We start from the raw sequence: 19,763 nt of genomic DNA, 5'->3' as shown, positions 1-19,763 counted from the left end.
CCGGTCCGGCCTCGTAGGAAGCACCGATGCGGCTCGGCTACTCCGCCCTGCCCTGCGGTTCGCCGTCTCCCCAGATGCGGTCGCGGGAACGCAGCACCTCCGCGAGGACGCGTGCGGTGGGCCGGAGCGGGGAGAGGCTCTCCACGGCGACGAGCGGCACCGTCTCAAGATCCGCCAGATCCGACTCCCAGACGGGGGCGCCCGCGGCGGGGGCCGTCCCCAGGGCTGCGGCTTCGGCTTCGTGCGGAGCGAGCGACTGGTCCAAGATGCGTCCCCCTTCTCGCACGGTGGCACGCGATGCCCCGTGTCCTGTCCATCATGGCGAACCCTGCCCGTATGGGAAACCCGTACGATCACGCCAGTTGATCACCGGCGGCCGTGTCCGTGTTCGTCCGCTCCGCCCAGTTCCCTCAGGGCTTCGGCCAGTTCCCTCCCCAGGTCGGGATCGTCGTCCAGGGCCACGACGGCGTCGTAGAGCTCCCACAGCGCCCCGGGGTGACGGCGGGCGAGCCCGGTGAGGATGACAGTGGCGTCCGTGCGGGCCTTGGGGTGACGGGCGAGCGTTCCCGTGACCCGGGGGTTCAGCGCGGCGACCACGGCCTGCCGCTCGGTGGGGTCGTTCATCAACGGATAGGCCACCAACGCGTCCACGGCGCGCAGCAGTGGAGTGGCGGGACGTGCCTTCGGTGGCGGTGCGACGATCTCGGTCCGCTCGGGACTCTGCAGCCGGATCTCGGGATACTGCGCCGTGCGGCCCGCCTTTCTGAGAGCCGAGATCCGGGCCCTTACGGCCGGAAACAGCTCCTCCGGATCGGGCGGCGCGGGCAGCGTGCCCGAACGCCCGGCGAGCAGATCGAGAAGGATCTCCGAAAAGAGCCCCGTGGCGCGTGCGGGGTCGTTGGCCGCCTCCCGGCCGCGGCCCGCCGCCCGGAGCAGGGTCTGCCGGTGCACGAGGGTGCGATGCCCCGCGGGCAGCACGTCGGGCGGCAGCGGGTCGCGGAAGGCGAGCACTTCCTCGAAGGTCTCGCAGGCGTCCACGATCCACAGCTGTTCGGCGAAGCCGGGCACGGCGTCGCTGGCGTAGCGGGTCAGCGCGGACTCCAGGTCGACGGCCACCTTGTCGGCGGTGGTGGCGTCCGCGCAGAACAGCCGGGTGTGCCCGGCCCGGTCGAGCACACCGTGGCCGCCCCACCACACCCACAGCACGTCGCCGGGGTGCGCGGGCAGTTCGCGTACGAGAACACGGCGCAGGGTGGAGTGGTCGGCGGGGGCGTGCCCGGTGTCGGGCACGAACGGGGGCAGCGGGGCCAGATGCAGCCGCAGGTTGACGTCGGGAACCCCCGCCGCGCGCAGCAACCGGTGGAACGCGAGGGCGTCACGGGCCGGGCCCGGCAGGTCCCAGGCATGGCCCGCGTCGTACGTCTCGATCCCCACGATCAGGGCGTGGACCCGGGCCGGATCCACCTTCCGTGCGGTCCGCGGCTCCGGCGTGGTCATGGCAGGCGATCCACGATGTGCCGGTACACGACGGGGTTGGTCCAGTAGGCGCTGTGGGCTGCCGGGAACGGCTGACGGCTGTCGACGCGGACGTCGGTGACCCGGCCGGGGAAGAGTCCGCCGCCGAGGTAGCCGAGCAGGTCGCGCGGGTCGTAGAAGTTCAGCCAGTCCGGCATGTGCGGCGGCAGCGGGGCGGGGTGTTCGAGGGAGGGCAGCGCCCCGGACTCGTACAGGAACGGGCCTTGGGAGCCGGCTGTCACCAGGAGCTGTACCTGTGGGAGCGGGGTCGTGATCAGCGTGTCCAGGGCGATGATGCCGCCGAGGCTGTGGCAGACCAGGGTGACGGGCGGGTCGAGGTCGGCGAGCAGCGCGCGCAGGCCGGCGCGGAGCGCCTCGCCGCGGCTGAGGTAGCGCAGGACGTCCCCTGCGGCGGGATGTGCGGCCTCGGTCAGGGCGCGCCGTCGGCGCACGACGGCGCGGGAGGCGGCCGAGGTCCCCATCCTCAACAGCACGGCGCGCAGCCCGCGTTCCGTGCCCCGTGGTGGCGCTCCGAGCGCCCTGGCCAGCCGGCCGACGACGGCGTCGCGGGTGTCACCGGCCGGGACGAGGGGGCTGTCGGCGGCGAGTGCTTCGGCGATGAGGCGGGCGGCGAGCCACCGGGCCGCGAGAACCGCGAGGTCGTCGGGTGCGAGGGCGGCCGCGGCCGGGCCGAGCAGCGGGTGGCCGGCCAGTTCCGCGGCGGCACGCCCCAGTCCGGGGCCCAACTCCGCTGCCGGTACATCCCCTTGGGCGGCCAGTTCGAGCAGACACGTGCGAAGCCCCTGCTCCGGGACCGGGGAGCCGGGCGGCCGTTCGGCGTCGGGTCGCGCCCCGGCCGCGGCGAGTGCGAGTTCGGCGTCGGGGTCCGCGTACAGGACCGCCCAGGCCTGCGCGTCGTCCGGCTCGTCCGGACCGGCGCCGGGTACGGACGGCAGCTCCGCGAGTCCTCGGGAGGTACTCCCTTCGGGTGGCAGGCTCGCCCCGCCCGCGGCGAGTGCCGCGCCGTGCGTGTCTCCCCAGGAATACGGCACGAAACGGAGTCCCGCGCGCAGGGCGTTCAGACCGGCGGCCACCCGGTCCGTCAATATCGAGATGTGCGGTTCGCGTACACCTGTCCCATGGACGAAGACGACCGTCGACATGCGCCCCCCATGACACGGGGCCGAGTCCCCGTACGACTGCCGTTACGACTGCCGTCGCGGCGTCAACTCCACGATATTGCAGAAAAGTTGGTTCTGCCCGGAACCTGCGTACAGCGTTCGGGGCCGGCCAGGCTGTCCGACTTCTGCTCTATCGGGGGGACGCCGTGAGCCCTGACGCGATGATCACGCATTTCGTAGGAGCCTCGGCTCTCGTCCTGGTGGCCGCGCACGCCGCGGGCTGGCTGGCGCGCAAGCTCAAACAGCCCTACATCGTGGGTCAGTTGACCGCGGGGATCGCTCTCGGCCCCTCACTTCTCGGTGCGGTGGCACCGGGCGCGTACGCAACCCTGTTCCCGCCGGGCATCGGGCCCGCGCTGACCGGTTTCGCGCAGTTCGCCCTCGTGGTGTTCCTGTTCGCCGTCGGGTACGAACTGGATCTGAAGATCCTCGGGGCCAGGGCCCGCACCTCGGTGACCGTCGCGCTGACCGCGTTCGTGGTGCCGATGGCCGTCGGCAGCGGCTGCGCCCTGCTGTTCGGCGAACAGTTGCGGAGTCTCGGCATGCCACGCCATCTCTCCCCCTCGATGATCGTTTTCATCGGTGTCGCCCTGTCGATAACGGCGGTGCCGGTACTGACGGCGATCGTGCGGGAGAACGGGCTGGCCCGCACGGTGCCCGGGGTGGTCGCCGTCTCGGCCGCCGGACTGCTCGATGTGATCGGCTGGACGGTCCTGGCCGGCACCCTGCTGGAGAACGGACACGGCCAGGCGCTCGGCTGGCCGGTGCGGCTCGCCGTCGCCGTCGTCTTCGTGGCCGCGATGCTTCTGGGGGCCCGGCCCGCGCTGCGGCTGCTGCTGTGGCGCACCCGAATGGAGCCTTCACTCCGCCTCGCGCTGCTGATCGGCTTCGCCCTGGGGTCGGCCTGGCTGACGCACGCCATCGGTCTGCATGTGATCTTCGGAGCGCTGCTGGCGGGAAGCGTCGTCCCGCGCGAGGAGGGCGGGCGGCTGGATCCGGACCTGCTGCGGCCCCTGCACGGCGTCAGTTCGCTGCTGCTGCCGTTCTTCTTCGTGGTGTCGGGCCAGTCCGTGGCGCTGAACAGCATGGACGCGACGGGCTGGCTGGCGTTGCTGGTGGTGACGGCGCTGGCCGTCGTCACGAAGATCGGCAGCGGGACGGCCGCGGCCCGGTTCGGTGGTCTCGGTCGGCAGGACGCGTGGACGGTCGGCGTGCTGCTGAGCGCTCGGGGCCTGACCGAACTCATCGCCCTGAACGCGGGCCTCCAGGCCGGGCTGCTCAGCACTCAGCTGTACACGGTCCTCGTGTTCATGGCGCTGGCCACCACGCTGTTCACGCAGCCGCTCCTGCTCCTGGTACGACGGCCGCGGAGGGGTCCCACGGACCGCCGCACGGCCCGCCGAACAGACCGTCACGCGGCTCGCCCCACGGACTGGCTCACGGACCGCCGCGCGGTCGTCGGTGAGGCGGCGCACGCCGATGTGCCGTCCCCGGCCGGGGAACAGGATCTGTGGCATCCACCGGGTGACAGCCCGAGTCCCGTCCCGGAAGCGGGCTGACGCGACCGGGGGCGGCACCGGGTGCCACCCCCGCCGGGCCGTCGTCGGACCTGCCGGGGCGGCCCGGCGCCGCGTCGGCTCCGGTACTACATCGGCACCGGCGCCAGGTCGCACTCGATGCGGCGGCGCTGACGGGCCGACAGCAGCCACGGGTGGTCGCTCCGGACCACCCGGGTGAAGCCCTCCACCGCCTTGCGCTCCAGTTCGTCGGCCTCGGCCCTGCGCCCCAGACCTCGAAGATCGACGGCGAGGTTCGCGGTGCACGACAGGGTCAGCGGATGCTCCTCACCGGCGATCTCGGCCAGCAGGGGCAGGGTGGCCTCGTCGATCTCCCGGGCCAGGTCGAAGTCCAGTCCCGCGTACGCCGTGTTGGCCTGGCCGAGTGCGACCGTCAGGGTCGTCACATGGCGGGGTCCCAGGGTGTCACGGAGCCGGCGGGCCGTGTCGTCGTCGAGTTCCCGCGCCGCTTCCAGGGCGCCGAGGGCCCGCATGGTGGCGGCCAGGTTGGCCTTCGTGATCAGGGTGTAGGCGTGGTTCTCGCCCAGGCGGTGCTCGTAGCTGCGCACCGTGGCCTCGCCCAGTTCGCGCGAGCGGTCGAGGTCGTTCGTGAGGCGGCGGTCGACGACCACGTTGATCGCCGTCGACAGCGTGTCGTAGTGGTCGCGCCCGTAGCCCGGCACGAGACGGCGCAGTGTCTCCTCGGAGAGCTTGGCCGCCTCGGCGACGGCTCCGTCACGGCGCCTGCAGACGGCCAGGTTCCGCGCGACCCGCAGGGTGGTGATGTTCTCGTCGCCGAACAGCTCGCGCACCCTGCGGTAGACGTCCTCCTGGAAGTCGCGGGCTCCCGGGTAGTCGCCCGCCTCGCGCATGTCGATCGCGAGGCCGTTGAGGGTGTTCAGGGTCAGGCCGCTGTTGGGCCCGAAGAGCCGGTCACGCAGCCGGGCCGTCTCCTGGTCCAGCGGAACCGCCTGGGCGTACTCGCCGCACAGGCGCAGCGAGACGGTCCAGCCGTGCGCGGCGTTCAGGGTGCTGGGGTCCTCCGGCCCGAACAGGGTGCGGGCCCGCTCGGTGGCCTCCCGGTCCAGCACCTCCGCCTCCGTGAACCGGCCCTGGTGACGCCGTGCGGCGGCGAGCTGCGTCATGGAGTCGATGAGGTCCTCGGCGTCGACGTTCCCCCGGCGCGAGACTTCCAGGGCGCGCTCGTTGAGCAGGATGGACTCCTCGACCTCACCGACGACGCGCAGCACGAAGGCGAAGATCTTCGCGATCCTGATGACGTGGATGTCCTCCTCGCCCGAGGCGGCGAGCCAGGTGCGCCAGGCCTGCCGGGCCAGTTCGACCGCGTTCTCGTGGTCGCCCCAGTAATAGAGGAACAGCACGGTGTCGTAGACCAGTTCGCGTGCCCAGGTGTCCGTGCTGGTGATGGCCTCGGAGGCCTGCACATGCGGCAGCAGCGCCTGGTAGGCGGGCCACTCGTTGGACGAGGCGTAGTGCCCGGGCTTGGCCGCCGACAGCAGCTGGTGGGCGGCGTCCCGCATACGGTCGCGCTCCTCGGTGCTCAGTTTGGCGAGAAGTACGTTCTGCAGGAGGCGGTGCATCTGCAGGGTGTCCGAGCGCAGGTCCAGCTTCACCAGGGAGAACTGGTTGAGGTCCCGGATGGCCCGGCTCAGCTTGATGGACTCGCGCAGGAGCGGATCGACGTCGGGTGTGATGTCGACGCCGCGTTTGCCGCGGAGCATGGACAGCGGTACGGGTTCGGGGGCCATGCAGGCGCAGATGTCGAGGAGCTCCCGCGCACCCGGGTTGTTCTCCTTGATCCGTTCCAGTGAGATGTCCCAGGCGGCGGCGACCGAGACCGGATAGTCGGGAGCCGGGTCCAGATGCAGGATCTCGGGGCTTCGCTCGCGCAGCAGCGCGAGGTAGTCGTCCACGAGCATGCCCGTGACGGCGCGCCAGGCTCCGGCCTGCTCGACGGCGAGCGGCAGATCGCCCAGGGCCTCGGCCAGCCGGTCCGCGTCACGCTCCGACAGGTCGGGGGAGCGCTTCTGCAGCAGCTGGATCGACTCCTCGCGCTCGAAGACGTTGACCGGCAGCGGCGTCGCGACCCTCTCCCAGTCGCGGTTCCGGGAGGTCACGATGATCTTCCCCGGTCCGTTGGCGGGAAAGTACGACCGGACCGCCTCGACGTTCTCGGCGTTGTCGAAGACAAGCAGCCAGTTGTCGTAGGGCACTCCGGTACGCAGCGCCTCCAGGACGGCGGGCACCGCCGTGTTGGCCGCCGGGAGACCGCCCTCCGGCCCCGACGGGGTGATCCGCAGGCGCGCGGCAAGACCCGCGAGGGCCGCCAGGATGAGGCTCTCGCGCTCGGCCGGGATCCAGCAGATCACCTTGTAGTCGAGCTGGTGCCGGTAGACGTACTCGAGCGCGAGCTGCGACTTCCCCACGCCCCCCATGCCCTGCAGGGTGTGCGGCAGCACGGCTGCCGTGTCCTGGGCTCCGAGTTGGTCCTCCACGGCACGGAGCAACGCCGTGCGGCCCACGAACGAGGTGTTCCGCAGGGGAACGCTCACCAATAGGGCCGACGTTCCGGTCGTGGTGCTCTGCATGGGTGGCTCAGCCTCCGGGGCTTCTGTTCGGGACATGTCGGTAACCAGCGGCACAGGTTCTCCAGGTGGATCGAGGACGTCCAACCCTGGATCACTCCCCTCCCCGCCACCGGCCGACCCGCCACTTTCCGGGTGGTTTGGGGTCACGGGAGGAACAGCTGCGGGCCCGGGCCCGCCAGGGGGCCCGAATCCGGCGGAGTCCGCGTCGATGCGTTTCGCACGTTCGGAGTAGGGGCCGGCCAGCGCCCGCATCACGGCGAGCTCGGTCCGCAGCCAGCCCCGCGCGGTGGGGTCGGGGAGCGTGGCCCCCGCCGGATCCCGTAACGCGGCGCGCAGTGCGACGCCGCGCTCCCCTGCGGCCGGGAGGTCCCCCAGCATGCTGACGGTGAGCGCGAGTTGGGTTCTGGTGGTGGCCGCGAGGAGGGCTTCCCGGACGCCGTCCGCGAACTCCGGACGGCCGTCGCCGCCGTCCCAGTCGATCAGACCGCCCATGAGGATCTCGGCCACATGGGCGGGGCCGGTCTCCGGCATGATCCGTTTGCGCAGCTGCTCGACCAGGTCGAACTCGAAGGGGACCGCGGCCAGCTGGGTGGCGAGACGACGGGCCGCCGGTGTGGCCAGCGTGAAGAACCGGCGCACGGCGGCCGTCGCGGCGCGCGGAAGTCGTGGGGGGCGCAGTCCCGGTGCGGGCGCCCCCTTGGTGAGGGCGCCGGCCAGCACGACGGGCAGGGCGCGGCGCACTCCGCGCTTGCCCGTGACGAGGTCGGCCCAGGCGGCGATCGAACCGGGTTTCAGGGAGAGCACCGGCACGGGAACGGACCCGTCGCCCGCCTCCGGCAGTGGACGCATGGGATCGGAGCCGCCTGGCGACGCCCAGTCCGCCAGGCTCACATTGGCCGCGCCGAAGCCGCCGGCCTCCAGCACGGCCGGATACGGGTAGAGGGAGGAGCGATGGCGCAGATGGGGCGGAAGCAGGTGCACCAGAGCGGTGGGCCCGGCGCCCGCGAGGCGGCAGAGCAGCGCGTCCGCGGCGGCGGAGATCCAGCCGTGGCCCAGTCCGTCGGTGACGACCAGGAAGACCCGGCTCCCGCCTCCGTCGAGCAGTTCCGCGGGGGACGCCAAGGTCCGTCCGGTGGACCAGCGGAGGAGGGGACCGCCCGATCGCGGCAGGTCGACCTTGACGGTGCGTACGACCCGGAAGGCGCCGCTCTGTTCGGCGGCCTCGGCGAGCCCGGCCGTGGCGTCCTCCCAGATCTTCATCGTGGGAGCGTCGTCGACGAGGAGGACCAGATCGAACGCCGAGGTGCGGGCGGGCCGCAGAAAGGGCATCCACATGCCGTCCACGACTCCGCGTTCCGCGGTCGTCTCCTCGTCGAGTTCCATCGTGGTCCGGGAGGGCACGCGGCGTGCCAGCCGGTGCATGGCGCGGGCGAGCAGGGCCGTGCCCCCGCCCGGGCTCTGCACGGCGGTCCCCGGCCCGGACACGGGCAGCAGAGGCCGGCCCGGGTGCGCCCTTTCGGGTCCCTCCGGATCGGGGACCGGTAACAGGCGGGAGAACGCCGACGGGTCCGGCACCCGGTCGCCCGTCTGCCAGGGCCGCGTCAGGGGATCGCCGTGCGACAGCTGTCCGTACGGGAGGGCTTCGCCGACGAGGGCCCCGCCCGGCGGCGGTGGGTCGTCCCGCGCCTCACCGGAGAGCGGCCCCGCGGGCCCGTCCGACGGCCCGTCCGGCGCCTCTCCGTCCTCGCCGGTCTCGCGTCCGACGGTGTCGGAAGCCGGGGGCAGGCCGTCCGGCCGGTGCTCGGTTACGCCGTCATCGGTCACCGGGGCCTTCCGGCCCGCCAGGGGGCGGCCGTGCCTCATCCAGTGAGCCGCCAGAAAGACCGCGTCGGCGACCGTCTGCCAGTGCGGTGAGGCGGCCTGCGCGGCGTCCGGGTGCCGCTCCCCGGTCTCCGTGTCCCCTCGGGAGGCGTAGTGCGCGTCGGGGGCGTGGCCGGGCCGCGCTCCGTGCCGACTCGTGTACTCGACGGACTCGGGATACACCGAAGGGGACGACGGCCCCGAGATGGGCTCACCGTCGCCGGGTCCGGATGCGCGCTCCCTGGGAAACCCGGTCATTCAGCGGCCCTTCGCGAGGTCGCGTAGGAGCATTTCCAAGAGCTTACGCCCGCCACCCTCGGCCTGGAAACCACCCGCAGTAGTCAACTGGACAGCGTTGAGCAACTGATCGAGTGAGTGCGTCCCACCCGCCTGCACCCGTTGTACGAACAGGTCCACGAGCCCTTCCGTGTCCCGCGGAGAGGCCCCCAGATGCCCTTCCACAATGGCCAGAAGCTGCTCTCGGGTCGGGGTGGGCATGTCCAGCGGCAGACAGCGCCGGCGAAAGGCGGCCGGGAACTCCCGTTCCCCGTTGCTCGTGATCACTACGACCGGGAACTCACTGCACTCGACACGGCCACCGGCCACGACGGCACGTCCTCCCGGGTCGCTGGTGTGCACGAGCGCGCTGTCGGCGGCGTCGCGCACCAGCTCCGGGATGTCATAACTGCCGTTCTCCAGGACGTGCAAAAGATCGTTGGGCAGGTCGATGTCGCTCTTGTCGAGCTCGTCGATCAGGAGGACCCGGGGTCGATCGTAGGGCAGAAGGGCCGTCCCCAGAGGCCCCAACGTGATGAAGTCCCCGAGAACAGGGGCACTCTGATGTGCCATCACCTCTCTGTTCTCGCACATGATTTCGGTGGTGCCGGTGTCCGTCTCCGCCGTCTGCGCCCCTCCCGCGCCCCGGTCGGCGGGCACCGCCGCGGCCGTGCCCGCCGACGCCGCCTCCCGCAGGCCGGCCTGCCAGGCCGCGATGGCCTGGGCCCGGCCCATGGCGTCGTGGATGTGCAGGCCGTCGCGCAAGGTCGTACGGCTGACGATGTTCCACTCCAGAACACGGCCGAGACCCAGTTCGCGGGAGATCAGATACGCGAGCGTGGACTTGCCGATACCGGGCGGCCCGGTCACCAGGAGCGGCCGGCGCAGCAGCAGGGCGGCGTTCACCGCGTCGATCTCGTCCTCGCCCAGCTGGGGCATGGCGTCGCCCGAGCCGAGGCGCCGCAACGCGGCCTCCTCGTCGTCCGGCGGCGACGGCTGGGGCGGGGCACCCCGGAAGCGCCGCCACGGCGGGGCCTCGGGCAGCCCCGGCCGCGGTTCGCCGGGGACGCGGCCGGTGGCGTGGAACACCCGCCAGCCGTGCGGATCCGACTGCTCCTGTTCGTCCGGCACACCCGTGTCCGGGCGGCCCGGCTCTCCCGACGCGCCCAGATCCTGGTGCTCCTGCTGCTCGTGCGCGCTCACGCGGGTGCCTCCTCGCTGGCGAGATCGCCGGGATCAGTGCTCTGGATGTCGACGAGTCGAGTGGGGTCGTCCCAGAGGAAGGCAATGTGCCGCCCGAGCAACAGGGGTCCCTGGGTGTTGAGTTCGGCTTTCCGGCGGAGGCGGTGAACGGCCAGGGGAATCTGTGCGGGCGTCGGAACCGACGCGAAGACGGCGGTGACGACCTCCCGCCGCTCCTCGATGAAGACCCCCCTGCGGTCCCAGATCGCCAGGCCGATCCCCTCGGCGATGGCGGCTTTGAGCGCCTCCATGGCGGAGGCACCGGCCGGAGCGTCGAGAACCACGGCCGTATGTCTGCTTTCCCCGGCGAGGGAGGTCTGCCACTCGTCGAGCCGGTGGGCGTCCGGCTCGCTCCAGCCGTAGACGGCGACCCCTTGCCGGCGCAGGGTCCGCCAACGCTCCAGCCACTGCAGCCTGACCAGCACGTCGTCGGTACGCATCCGTTCCAGGCTGCGTAAGTGAATCCCGTACTTCAGCCCGAGCGGCATCGGCCTTCCGTCGCCCGAACTGAGCCTCAGACCGGCCACATCATGGTTGAGGAGGTCGTACGGAAGGACGAACTCTATGTACGGCGGCGGCTGCTCGCGTCCACCCGGCTCGGCGTCCCGCTGCGCCGGCCACAGCCGGGCACCCTGGCGCAGGGCGTCCTCGACGGCCGCCCCCAGACCGTCGAGGTCCGTCGTGGCGGGTTCACCCGGCTGCGGGTCCCAGCGGCCCGGCGCGGTGTTGAGCCAGGCGCGTACGACGATCTCGTCGGAGCCGTCCCGGGCCGGTTCGGCCGCCACGATCAGACAGCGCGGGATCTCCGGGTCGTACTCCGCCGCGGCGTGCCGGTTCCGGCGTGCCTCCAACGCCTCGGTCAGGTCGGCACGTTGGGCCCATCCGTCGGCCCAGGCGGACAGTTCGGCGCGGTGCCCCGGCACCCCGGCGAGCCGCGCGGCCAGGTCGACCAGGAGCACGGCCGGCGGCAGGCCGTCGGGCTGGACGTTCAACTCGGCCACATAGGTCAGGAGTTGCTCGGGGGCCAGCCCGATGGGCAGATCCACCCCGTGCAGTTCCTCGACCAGCTCGTCACGCAGACGGATCGCGGAGACCTCCCCCTTGGCCGCGTCCAGAAGGGCGCGCGCCTTGTTCTTCTCGTACTCGGACAGCGGGCCGGGCAGCGCCACGGAGGCGGCGGCCGGAACGACCGGGACAAGCAGCCGCTCGAACCCGGCAGCCGCTTCCTCCCCCTCGAAGACCCGCACCACCCCTACCAATACGTGCTCTCCGCCCGTGACACTCAAGGCCATGCGCACCATCGTCACGGCGTCCTCGCGCAGCTTGCCGCCCCGCACGTCGACCTGCTGGGTCAGCTGCTCGCCGAGGACCACGGCGAACTGCACACGCCCCTGCGGGTCCTCCAGGCAGCTCAACTCGCACAAGGCCTCGGTCAGCTGAAACAGCAGCTGGAGGCCCGGCACACGCCCGGACTCGCCACCGGGCTCACCGAAACCCACCCCTGCCTCCACCGACCGTCCCCCATGAGCCGGTATGCCTGCCTGACCGACCTGCGAAGCTAGCACGCCAAGTGGGCCTTATCCAGGGACATTTGGAACCCCGGGGCGCGATGTCCGGACGAGCGTCACTGTGGGGGCGAGCTGACCGGATTCCGACACCTACAACCGAGGATCCACCGGCTCCGACTCCAGCGCCAGCACCCCGAACACCGCCTCGTGCACCCGCCACAGCGGCTCGCCGTCCGCGAGGCGGTCCAGGGCCTCCAGGCCCAGGGCGTACTCGCGCAGGGCCAGCGAGCGCTTGTGGTTCAGGGAGCGTCCGCGCAGGCGGTCGAGGTTCTCGGGACGTGTGTACTCCGGCCCGTAGATGATCCGCAGGTACTCCCGGCCCCGGCACTTGATTCCGGGCTGGACCAGTCGGCCGTTCGCGGCGCGTGCCGCGGCCCGGACGGGCTTGACGACCATGCCCTCGCCGCCGCGGCCGGTCATCTCCAGCCACCAGTCGACCCCGGCCCGGACCGACGCCGGGTCGTCCGTGTCGACGAACAGGCGCCGGGTGGTCGCCAGGAGCCCGGACGGGTCGGCCGTCACCAGCCGGTCGATCAGGGCGAGCTGCTCGTCGTGCGGTACGGCCGCCAGGCTCCGCCCCTGGGTGGCGAGGATCTGGAAGGGGGCGAGCCGCACTCCTTCCAGGCCGGACGTGGGCCAGCAGTAGCGCCGGTACGCGTCGGTGAAGGAGGCCGCGTCGGCGGCCCGTTCCCGCTGCTTGGCCAGCAGGTCGCCGACCTCGACGCCACGGGCCGCCGCTCCCTCCAGCGCGGCGATCGCCCCCGGGAACACCGCCCCGGCCGCGGCGCCGACGGCCGCGTACTGCGCGCGCAGCAGTCCGGATGCCTTGAGCGACCAGGGCAGCAGTTCGGCGTCGAGCAGGAGCCAGTCCGTCTCCAGTTCCTCCCACAGACCGGCCTCCGCGGCGGCGTCCCGCACCCGCCCGAGGATCTCCTCGGTGAGGGAGACACCGGCGGCCGGCTCCGGGAAGAAGGGGCGGCCCGTACGGGTGTACAGCGCGCCGGTGACCCCGGTCGTCGCCCCGAACCGTTCGCGGGCGGTCTCCGCGGTCCGGCACACCAGCGCCACCGCCCGCGACCCCATGTGCTTCTCCTCGCACACGACCCGCGTGACCCCGTCGACCCGGTACTGCTCGAAGGCCTCGGCCGGGTGTTCGAGATAGCCGTCCGCGCGGGAGGTCGGGGTGGGTGCCATCGTCGGCGGCAGGTACGGCAGCAGACGGGGGTCCACGGCGAAGCGGCTCATGACCTCCAGGGCCGCGGCCGCGTTCTCCTCGCGTACGGAGACGCGACCGGCGTGCCGGGTCTCGACGACCCGGCGGCCGTGGACGTCCGCGAGGTCGAGCGGCCGTCCCTCGTGGCCGCCCGGCGCCTCGGAGGCCAGCGGCCTGACCGGCTCGTACCAGACCCGCTCGGCCGGTACGTCGACGAGTTCGCGCTCCGGCCAGCGCAGCGCGGTGAGCTTGCCGCCGAACACGGCCCCGGTGTCCAGGCAGATGGTGTTGTTGAGCCAGGTGGCCTCCGGGACGGGGGTGTGGCCGTAGACGACCGCCGCCCGGCCCCGGTAGTCCTCGGCCCACGGATAGCGCACGGGCAGCCCGAACTCGTCGGTCTCGCCGGTGGTCTCGCCGTACAGCGCGTGCGAGCGCACCCGGCCCGACGTACGGCCGTGGTACTTCTCCGGAAGTCCCGCGTGGCAGACGACGAGGCCGCCGCCGTCGAGGACGTAGTGGCTGACGAGCCCGTCGACGAACTCCCTTACCTGCTGCCTGAACTCGTCGCTCTCGTGCTCCATCTGCGCGATGGTCTCGGCGAGGCCGTGGGTGGGCTGGACCTTGCGGCCCTTGAGGTGACGGCCGTACTTGTTCTCGTGGTTGCCCGGTACGCACAGGGCGTTGCCGGAGCCGACCATGGACATCACCCGGCGCAGGACGCCCGGGGAGTCCGGGCCGCGGTCGACGAGGTCGCCGACGAACACGGCCGTACGCCCCTCGGGGTGCACGCCGTCCGCGTAGCCCAACTTGCCGAGCAGCGACTCCAGTTCGGACGCGCAGCCGTGGATGTCGCCGATGATGTCGAAGGGGCCGGTGAGGTGGGTCAGGTCGTTGTAGCGCTTCTCGGTGCGGACCTCGGCGCTCTCGACCTCCTCCACGCCCCGCAGGACGTGCACCTTCCTGAAGCCCTCGCGCTCCAGGCTCCGCAGCGAGCGCCGCAGTTCGCGGACGTGCCGCTGGACGACGCGGCGCGGCATACCCGCGCGGTCGGTGCGCGAGGCGTTGCGCTCGGCGCACACCTCCTCGGGCACGTCCAGCACGATGGCGATGGGCAGCACGTCGTACTTCCTGGCGAGCTCGATCAGCTGCTTGCGGCTGTCCGACTGCACGCTGGTCGCGTCCACGACGGTGCGCCGGCCCGCCGCGAGGCGCTTGCCCGCGATGTAGTTGAGGACGTCGAAGGCGTCCTTGCTGGCGCTCTGGTCGTTCTCGTCGTCGGCGACGAGGCCCCGGCAGAAGTCCGACGAGATCACCTCGGTCGGCTTGAAGTGCCGCCGCGCGAACGTGGACTTGCCCGAGCCGGACGCCCCGATCAGCACGACGAGGGAGAGGTCGGTGACGGGCAGAGTACGCACCTTGTTGTCGGTACCGGTCATGCGACCTTCTCCTCCTTCGCGTTCTGGACGGGGGTGTGCTGGGCGCGCGAGTTCTGAGCGTGCGTCTTCTGGCCGCGTGTGTCCTGGGCGCCCGCCGTGAAGACGGCCATCTGGGTCGGTGGTCCGACCTCGGGGTCGTCGGGCCCGACCGGGCGGAACTCCACTGCGTAACCGTGCCGTTCGGCCACCGCGCCCGCCCAGCCCCTGAACTCGGCGCGCGTCCACTCGAAGCGGTGGTCGCCGTGCCGTACATGGCCGGCCGGGAGAGTGTCCCAGCGGACGTTGTACTCGACGTTCGGTGTCGTCACGATCACCGTCCTGGGGCGCGCGGAGCCGAACACCGCGTACTCCAGGGCGGGCAGCCGCGGCAGGTCGAGGTGTTCGATCACCTCACTGAGCACGGCGGCGTCGTAGCCCTTGAGCCGCTTGTCGGTGTACGCGAGCGAGCCCTGGACGAGGTTGACGCGCTCGGACTGCCGCTCCCCCATCCGGTCCAGGCCGAGCCGCCGCGCGGCGACGGTGAGCGCCCGCATCGACACGTCGACCCCGACGATCTCGGTGTACCGCGTGTCCTTCAGCAGCTCCTGGACCAACTGGCCCTGTCCGCAGCCGAGGTCGAGCACCCTGGCCGCGTCGGTCGCCCGCAGCGCGGCGACGATCGCGTCCCGCCGCCGGACGGCGAGCGGTACGGGCGCCTCCTCGGTGTCCGTCCGCTCGTCGACGGCGTTGTCGATCTCCTCGACCGCGCTGTCGTCCGTCTCGGCGAGCCGTACGAGTTCCAGCCGCTCCATGGCCTGCCGGGTGAGCGTCGAACGGCGCGCCAGATAGCGGCTGGTGATCAGCTCCTGCTCCGGGTGGTCCGGCAGCCAGCCCTCCCCGGCCCGCAGCAGCTTGTCCACCTCGTCGGAGGAGACCCAGTAGTGCTTGGCGTCGTCGAGCACCGGCAGGAGGACGTACAGGTGCCGCAACGCGTCGGCGAGGCGCTGCTCACCTTCGAGTACGAGGCTCACGTACCGGGAGTCGCCCCACTCGGGGAACTCCGTGTCCAGCGCCACCGGCGCCGCGCCCACCGCCCACCCGAGCGGTTCGAAGAGCGCGCGTACGAGACCCGGGCCGCCGCTGGCCGGCAGTGCGGGCACCTCGACGCGCAGCGGCAGCGGGCGTGCGGGCAGCTCCGGCTTCGCCCGGCAGTCGCCCTTCATCGCGCTGGAGAACACACTGCTCAGCGCCACGGCGAGCAGCGAGGAGGCGGCGTACGGGCGGTCGTTGACGTACTGCGCGAGAGCCGCGTCCGGTGCTCCGCCGCGGCCCTTGCCCTTGCCGCGCCGGACCAGTGCCACCGCGTCCAGCTCCAGGAGCAGCGCCGCCGTGCAGCGCTCCGCGCTCGCCTCGGGGTAGAAGACGTGCGCCGTGCCGTAGGAGGTGCTGAAGGCCTGTGCGTTGTCGGGATGCTTGTGCAGCAGATGACCGAGGTCGGTGGCGGGGCGCTCCGGCGTGCCGGTGGTACTGATCGAAAGGAACACTGTTCTGCCTCGAAACGTCATCTGAACTGCGGAAACCTACCGTCTCCGCGCGCCCGCCCAACGTACAGCGAACACTCCTGACGCACGCAGGCATTTTCGAGGGCGCGGGGCCGCCTGCACAGCCCCGCGCCCGCGCCTCTGTGGGGCAGCGCCGCTCAGAGCTGGGACTGGACCTGGGAGGAGATGAGGTCCAGGTGGTCCAGGTCGTCGAGGTCGAGGATCTGGAGGTAGATCCGCTGGGAACCGATCTCCGCGAAACGGCCGATCCTGTCGACGACCTCGGCCGGGGAGCCCGCGAGGCCGTTGGCCTTCAGCTCCTCCACCTCACGGCCGATGGCCGCCGCCCGGCGGGCCACCTCGGCGTCGTCCTTGCCGACACAGGCGACGAGCGCGTTCGAGTACACGAGGTCGGAGCCCTTGCGGCCGGCCTGCTCCGCGGCGGCCCGCACCCGGCCGAACTGGCGCTCGCTGTCCTCGACGGACGCGAACGGCATGTTGAACTCGTCGGCGTACCGGCCCGCGAGGCGAGGCGTACGGGACGCTCCGTGGCCGCCGATGAGCACCGGCACCCTGGACTGCGCGGGCTTGGGCAGCGCGGGTGAGTCGGTGAGCTGGTAATAGGTCCCGTCGTAGCTGAAGGTCTCGCCGAGCTTGGTCTCCCACAGCCCGGTGACGATCGCCAGCTGCTCCTCCAGGCGGGCGAACTTCTCCTTCGGGAACGGGATGCCGTACGCCTTGTGCTCCTCCTCGAACCAGCCCGCGCCCAGGCCCAGTTCGACCCGGCCGCCGGACATCTGGTCGACCTGGGCGACCTGGATCGCCAGGACGCCGGGGAGGCGGAAGGTGCCGGCGGTCATCAGCGTGCCGAGACGGATCCGCTTGGTCTCGCGGGCGAGTCCCGCGAGGGTGATCCAGGCGTCCGTCGGGCCGGGGAGGCCGTCCGCGGAGCCCATGCGCAGGTAGTGGTCGGAGCGGAAGAAGGCGTCGAAGCCGAGGTCTTCGGTGGCCTTCGCCACGGCGAGCAGGGTGTCGTAGGTCGCCCCTTGCTGGGGCTCGGTGAAGATTCGAAGATCCATGCCTCCATCCTGCACGGTCGGGGGCCGGGCGACCCCATCGGCACCACCGACCGCCCGCGCCCCCGGGGCCGGCCCCCGCTTCTCTCCGCCCCCGCCGCCCCTACCCTCCCCCACTCTCGGCTTCGCTCGAGCGGGGGGACCCCCATCGTCCACGCATGGGGGCTGCGCCCGCTCGCCCCCGTTGTCCTCAAACGCCGGACGGGCTGAAAGACAAACGCCCGTCCGGCGACATCTCAGCCCCTCCGGCGTTTGAGGAGCGGGGGTTCGGGGGCAGCGCCCCCGAGGTAGGGGCGGCGGGGGCGAGGAAACGATCCGCCCACTACCCCGTCGCCGCCCCCTGATCCCGCACCGCAAGTCTTCGCAGCATCTCGAGGACCCGGTCCCGCGACTCGTCCGCCGCGTCGATCGCCTCCATGCACTGCCAGTACGTCCCCTCGTCCGCAGCCGCACACGCTATGCCGACCAGCGTGATCCCGACCTCCCCCAGCAACCCCCCGAGTTCGAGAAGCGCCAGCCGCGCATCACCCAGCTCGGTCAGCTGCGCCGCCCGTAAGCTGCTGACATCGAGCGCCGGAGCGCCGAGAACCCCGCACCCGCGACCTGCCAGCTCCGTCAACCCCAGCGCCTCGCCCCGTAGTTCGGGAGGTCCGGACACCGCCAGCCGACTGCCTATCGCCTGGGCGAGGGCCTGGGCCTGCCAGGCCTCGGCCATGGTCTCGGAGGCGTCGCCGCTCCTCATCAGGGCACGCCTGCTCGCACCGATGAGCCGCACCGCATCCATCCACTGTCCCCGTCTGTCCCGACGCGTTGTGCACACGCCTGCCCGAACTCCGCCTGCCACTACCCAGAGTGAGCTGCCTCGGGACGAAAAGCCAGAGGAAGTCTGAAATCTGCGGACACGGAATCGAATAAAAGCAGATCAACAACTCCGGAGAGTGACAATCGGAATTGTTGGTCCGCTTTTCCGTCCACAGCCGGGGAGTTGGCACGGTTGGTCGAGTTGGCAGTGCCACGCGGCCAACGCCAGTCATCGACGGTCGTCGGCAGTCGTCGGCAGTCGTCGGTCATCGTTAACGGTCGTTGGCCGTCGTTGGCCGTCCGGGGTCACCCCTCCACCGGAAACCTCCCCTCGTTCCGGTCGATCTTCGCGTCGAGCGCCGCGAGGAGGTCGATCCCCAGCACGTCACACAGCTGGAGCAAGTACGCGAGCACGTCCGCGACTTCGTCCCGTACGCGAGGCGCCCTCTTCGGGTCGTCCATCACCCGGGCCGACTCCTCGGGCGTCAACCACTGGAAGATCTCGACGAGTTCGGACGCCTCCACGCTGAGCGCGGCGACGAGGTTCTTGGGCGTGTGGTAGCGCTCCCAGTTCCGCGCCGCGGCGAACGCGGCCAGTCGGCGTTGCAGGGTCGCCACATCAAGTTCGGTCACGGTCCAAGGTCTACCACCGTCACACCGTCCACCCCCGCCGCCCAGGAGGCGTCGCTCACGGCCCCCACCAGCCGGATGTGCCCCCGTTCGCACATCCGGGCCGCCAGCCGTACGAGCCCTTCCCGCTGCCGGGCGTCCAGATCGCGGTCGAACCCGTCGACGAGCACGGTCAGCGTCTGCAGCGCCGCGGGCACCTCCCCCGCCAGGTCGACCTCCAGTACACCGGGCCCGGTGAGCAGCACCAGCGCCAGCGCGAGATAGCGCAGTTCCCCGTTCCCCAGGCGGCCGAGCGGTGTCCGCAGTCCGTCACCCCGGTCGAGCAGCGCCCGGACCGTGCCGTCCGCCCCGGCGATCACGGTCTCCGCCAGGACGTCGCGCACCGGCCCCGCGCACCCCGCCCGCACCGCGTCGACCAGCAGCCCGTGCCGCCGCCCGCACTCGGAGCGCGTACGCCGCAGCACTTCGGCGAGGTTGCCGCAGCCGCGCAGCAGCCGTCCCGCGCCGAGCGGTACATCGGGGCGTATGGCGTGGGGCAGCGGGTCGCACACGAAGACCGAGCGCAGCGCCACCACCATCTGCTCGGCGGCGGCCAGGACTTGGCGCTGGCCGTCCGTCCTGCCCGCGACCCGCAGCGGCAGGAGCGCGGTGCCGAGCCGGTCGTCGGGCAGCGGCGCCCTCGTCACGAGGGACGAGCCCGCGGTGTGCCAGGCCGCCTGTACCGCCCGGCGGTCCGGATCCCGCAGGGCCGTCTCCAGCAGGGTGCGCCCGCCGGCGGTCAGCCGCTCGCCCACGATTCGAAGGTGCGGCTCGACCTGTACGGCCACATCGAGCCGCACGGGACCCTCGGGGCCGTCCGCCGTGCAGCCGATACGGAACCCGCGGCGCCGCTGGGCGTCGGGCCTGGCCCGCTCGGGCACACAGGCGGCCGGGTCCGGGAACACCTCGCCGAGTTCGGCGCCGCCGCCGAGCCGGGCCAGTGCCTCGTAGGCCCGCAGAGCGCTGGACTTGCCGCTGCCGCTGGGCCCGACGAGGAGGCTGAGAGGGCCGAGCGGGAATCCCGCGCCGCGGTGTGCGGCGAACGCGGACAGCCTCAGTTCGGTGACGCGCGGCCGGTCCGCATGCGGCCGGTGCGCCTCCGCGTGGGGCCCGCCAGGTGCTGCGGCTTCGTCGGGGCCGGCCGCGCCGTTCCCCGCGCCACTTACGCCCCCCACGCCCTCCGCGGGGCGCGATGTCCCCGGCCCCATCAGGGATGCCCCGTCAGGGGCGCGGGGGACGGC

The 19,763-nt window shown here is 72.0% G+C and carries 13 protein-coding genes; 1 reads left to right on the top strand and 12 read right to left on the bottom strand.

The annotated features are described in order from the left end of the window. Window positions 1-37: 37 nt before the first annotated feature. From IE278_RS32840 to IE278_RS32830, 3 genes are all read right to left on the bottom strand, one after another. Window positions 38-265, bottom strand: coding sequence for a hypothetical protein (locus IE278_RS32840; protein ID WP_189777552.1), 228 nt, complete (start codon window positions 263-265; stop codon window positions 38-40). Between the two features lie 101 nt (window positions 266-366). Then, entirely contained in the window at window positions 367-1,497 is a 1,131-nt protein-coding gene (locus IE278_RS32835; protein ID WP_189777550.1) for an effector-associated domain 2-containing protein, read from the bottom strand. After that, window positions 1,494-2,678, bottom strand: coding sequence for an alpha/beta fold hydrolase (locus IE278_RS32830; RefSeq protein ID WP_189777548.1), 1,185 nt, complete (start codon window positions 2,676-2,678; stop codon window positions 1,494-1,496). The genes IE278_RS32835 and IE278_RS32830 overlap by 4 nt, the downstream gene beginning before the upstream one ends. Before the next feature lie 164 nt (window positions 2,679-2,842). On the opposite strand from IE278_RS32830, the gene IE278_RS32825 reads away from it, so the two are divergent. Continuing rightward, window positions 2,843-4,255, top strand: a complete 1,413-nt coding sequence (locus IE278_RS32825) for a cation:proton antiporter (protein WP_189777546.1) — start codon at window positions 2,843-2,845, stop codon at window positions 4,253-4,255. Between the two features lie 86 nt (window positions 4,256-4,341). Here the strand turns inward: IE278_RS32825 and fxsT are convergent, their stop codons facing one another. From fxsT to IE278_RS32780, 9 genes are all read right to left on the bottom strand, one after another. Next, entirely contained in the window at window positions 4,342-8,979 is a 4,638-nt protein-coding gene (fxsT, locus tag IE278_RS32820) for an FxSxx-COOH system tetratricopeptide repeat protein (protein WP_189777544.1), read from the bottom strand. Continuing rightward, window positions 8,980-10,128, bottom strand: a complete 1,149-nt coding sequence (locus tag IE278_RS32815) for a MoxR family ATPase (RefSeq protein ID WP_189777660.1) — start codon at window positions 10,126-10,128, stop codon at window positions 8,980-8,982. It abuts the gene before it with no gap. Between the two features lie 68 nt (window positions 10,129-10,196). Then, a complete protein-coding gene (locus tag IE278_RS32810; RefSeq protein ID WP_246570996.1) occupies window positions 10,197-11,738 on the bottom strand; it encodes a VMAP-C domain-containing protein in 1,542 nt (513 codons plus the stop codon). A 159-nt stretch (window positions 11,739-11,897) separates the two neighbouring features. Then, entirely contained in the window at window positions 11,898-14,456 is a 2,559-nt protein-coding gene (locus IE278_RS32805; protein ID WP_189777540.1) for a polynucleotide kinase-phosphatase, read from the bottom strand. Next, window positions 14,453-15,979 (bottom strand): 3' terminal RNA ribose 2'-O-methyltransferase Hen1, encoded by a 1,527-nt coding sequence (locus IE278_RS32800; RefSeq protein WP_189777538.1) that lies wholly within the window; start codon window positions 15,977-15,979, stop codon window positions 14,453-14,455. Before IE278_RS32800 ends, IE278_RS32805 begins: the two co-directional genes overlap by 4 nt. Window positions 15,980-16,134: 155 nt before the next feature. Beyond that, a complete protein-coding gene (locus tag IE278_RS32795) occupies window positions 16,135-17,055 on the bottom strand; it encodes an LLM class F420-dependent oxidoreductase (RefSeq protein ID WP_189777536.1) in 921 nt (306 codons plus the stop codon). A gap of 319 nt (window positions 17,056-17,374) precedes the next feature. After that, window positions 17,375-17,836, bottom strand: coding sequence for a DUF6099 family protein (locus tag IE278_RS32790; RefSeq protein WP_189777534.1), 462 nt, complete (start codon window positions 17,834-17,836; stop codon window positions 17,375-17,377). A 323-nt stretch (window positions 17,837-18,159) separates the two neighbouring features. Then, the gene (locus tag IE278_RS32785; RefSeq protein ID WP_189777532.1) at window positions 18,160-18,486 is read right to left on the bottom strand and encodes a nucleotide pyrophosphohydrolase; all 327 of its coding nucleotides are present in this window, start codon (window positions 18,484-18,486) and stop codon (window positions 18,160-18,162) included. Further along, on the bottom strand, window positions 18,483-19,730 hold the full coding sequence (locus tag IE278_RS32780) for an AAA family ATPase (protein WP_373312150.1): 1,248 nt from the start codon (window positions 19,728-19,730) through the stop codon (window positions 18,483-18,485). The genes IE278_RS32785 and IE278_RS32780 overlap by 4 nt, the downstream gene beginning before the upstream one ends. Window positions 19,731-19,763: the final 33 nt, after the last annotated feature.

The sequence above is a fragment of the Streptomyces tauricus genome (assembly GCF_014650955.1).
Lineage (GTDB): Bacteria > Actinomycetota > Actinomycetes > Streptomycetales > Streptomycetaceae > Streptomyces > Streptomyces tauricus.
The sequence above is the reverse complement of the archived record's forward strand: the minus strand, read 5'-3'. Positions and strand labels throughout refer to the sequence as shown.

What these genes read in the sequence shown, in the direction of transcription:
- IE278_RS32835 (WP_189777550.1), bottom strand. Translation starts at nt 1,497, where the DNA reads ATGACCACGCCGGAGCCGCGGACCGCACGGAAGGTGGATCCGGCCCGG.
- IE278_RS32830 (WP_189777548.1), bottom strand. Translation starts at nt 2,678, where the DNA reads ATGTCGACGGTCGTCTTCGTCCATGGGACAGGTGTACGCGAACCGCAC.
- fxsT (WP_189777544.1), bottom strand. Translation starts at nt 8,979, where the DNA reads ATGACCGGGTTTCCCAGGGAGCGCGCATCCGGACCCGGCGACGGTGAG.
- IE278_RS32805 (WP_189777540.1), bottom strand. Translation starts at nt 14,456, where the DNA reads ATGACCGGTACCGACAACAAGGTGCGTACTCTGCCCGTCACCGACCTC.
- IE278_RS32795 (WP_189777536.1), bottom strand. Translation starts at nt 17,055, where the DNA reads ATGGATCTTCGAATCTTCACCGAGCCCCAGCAAGGGGCGACCTACGAC.
- IE278_RS32790 (WP_189777534.1), bottom strand. Translation starts at nt 17,836, where the DNA reads ATGGATGCGGTGCGGCTCATCGGTGCGAGCAGGCGTGCCCTGATGAGG.
- IE278_RS32780 (WP_373312150.1), bottom strand. Translation starts at nt 19,730, where the DNA reads ATGGGGCCGGGGACATCGCGCCCCGCGGAGGGCGTGGGGGGCGTAAGT.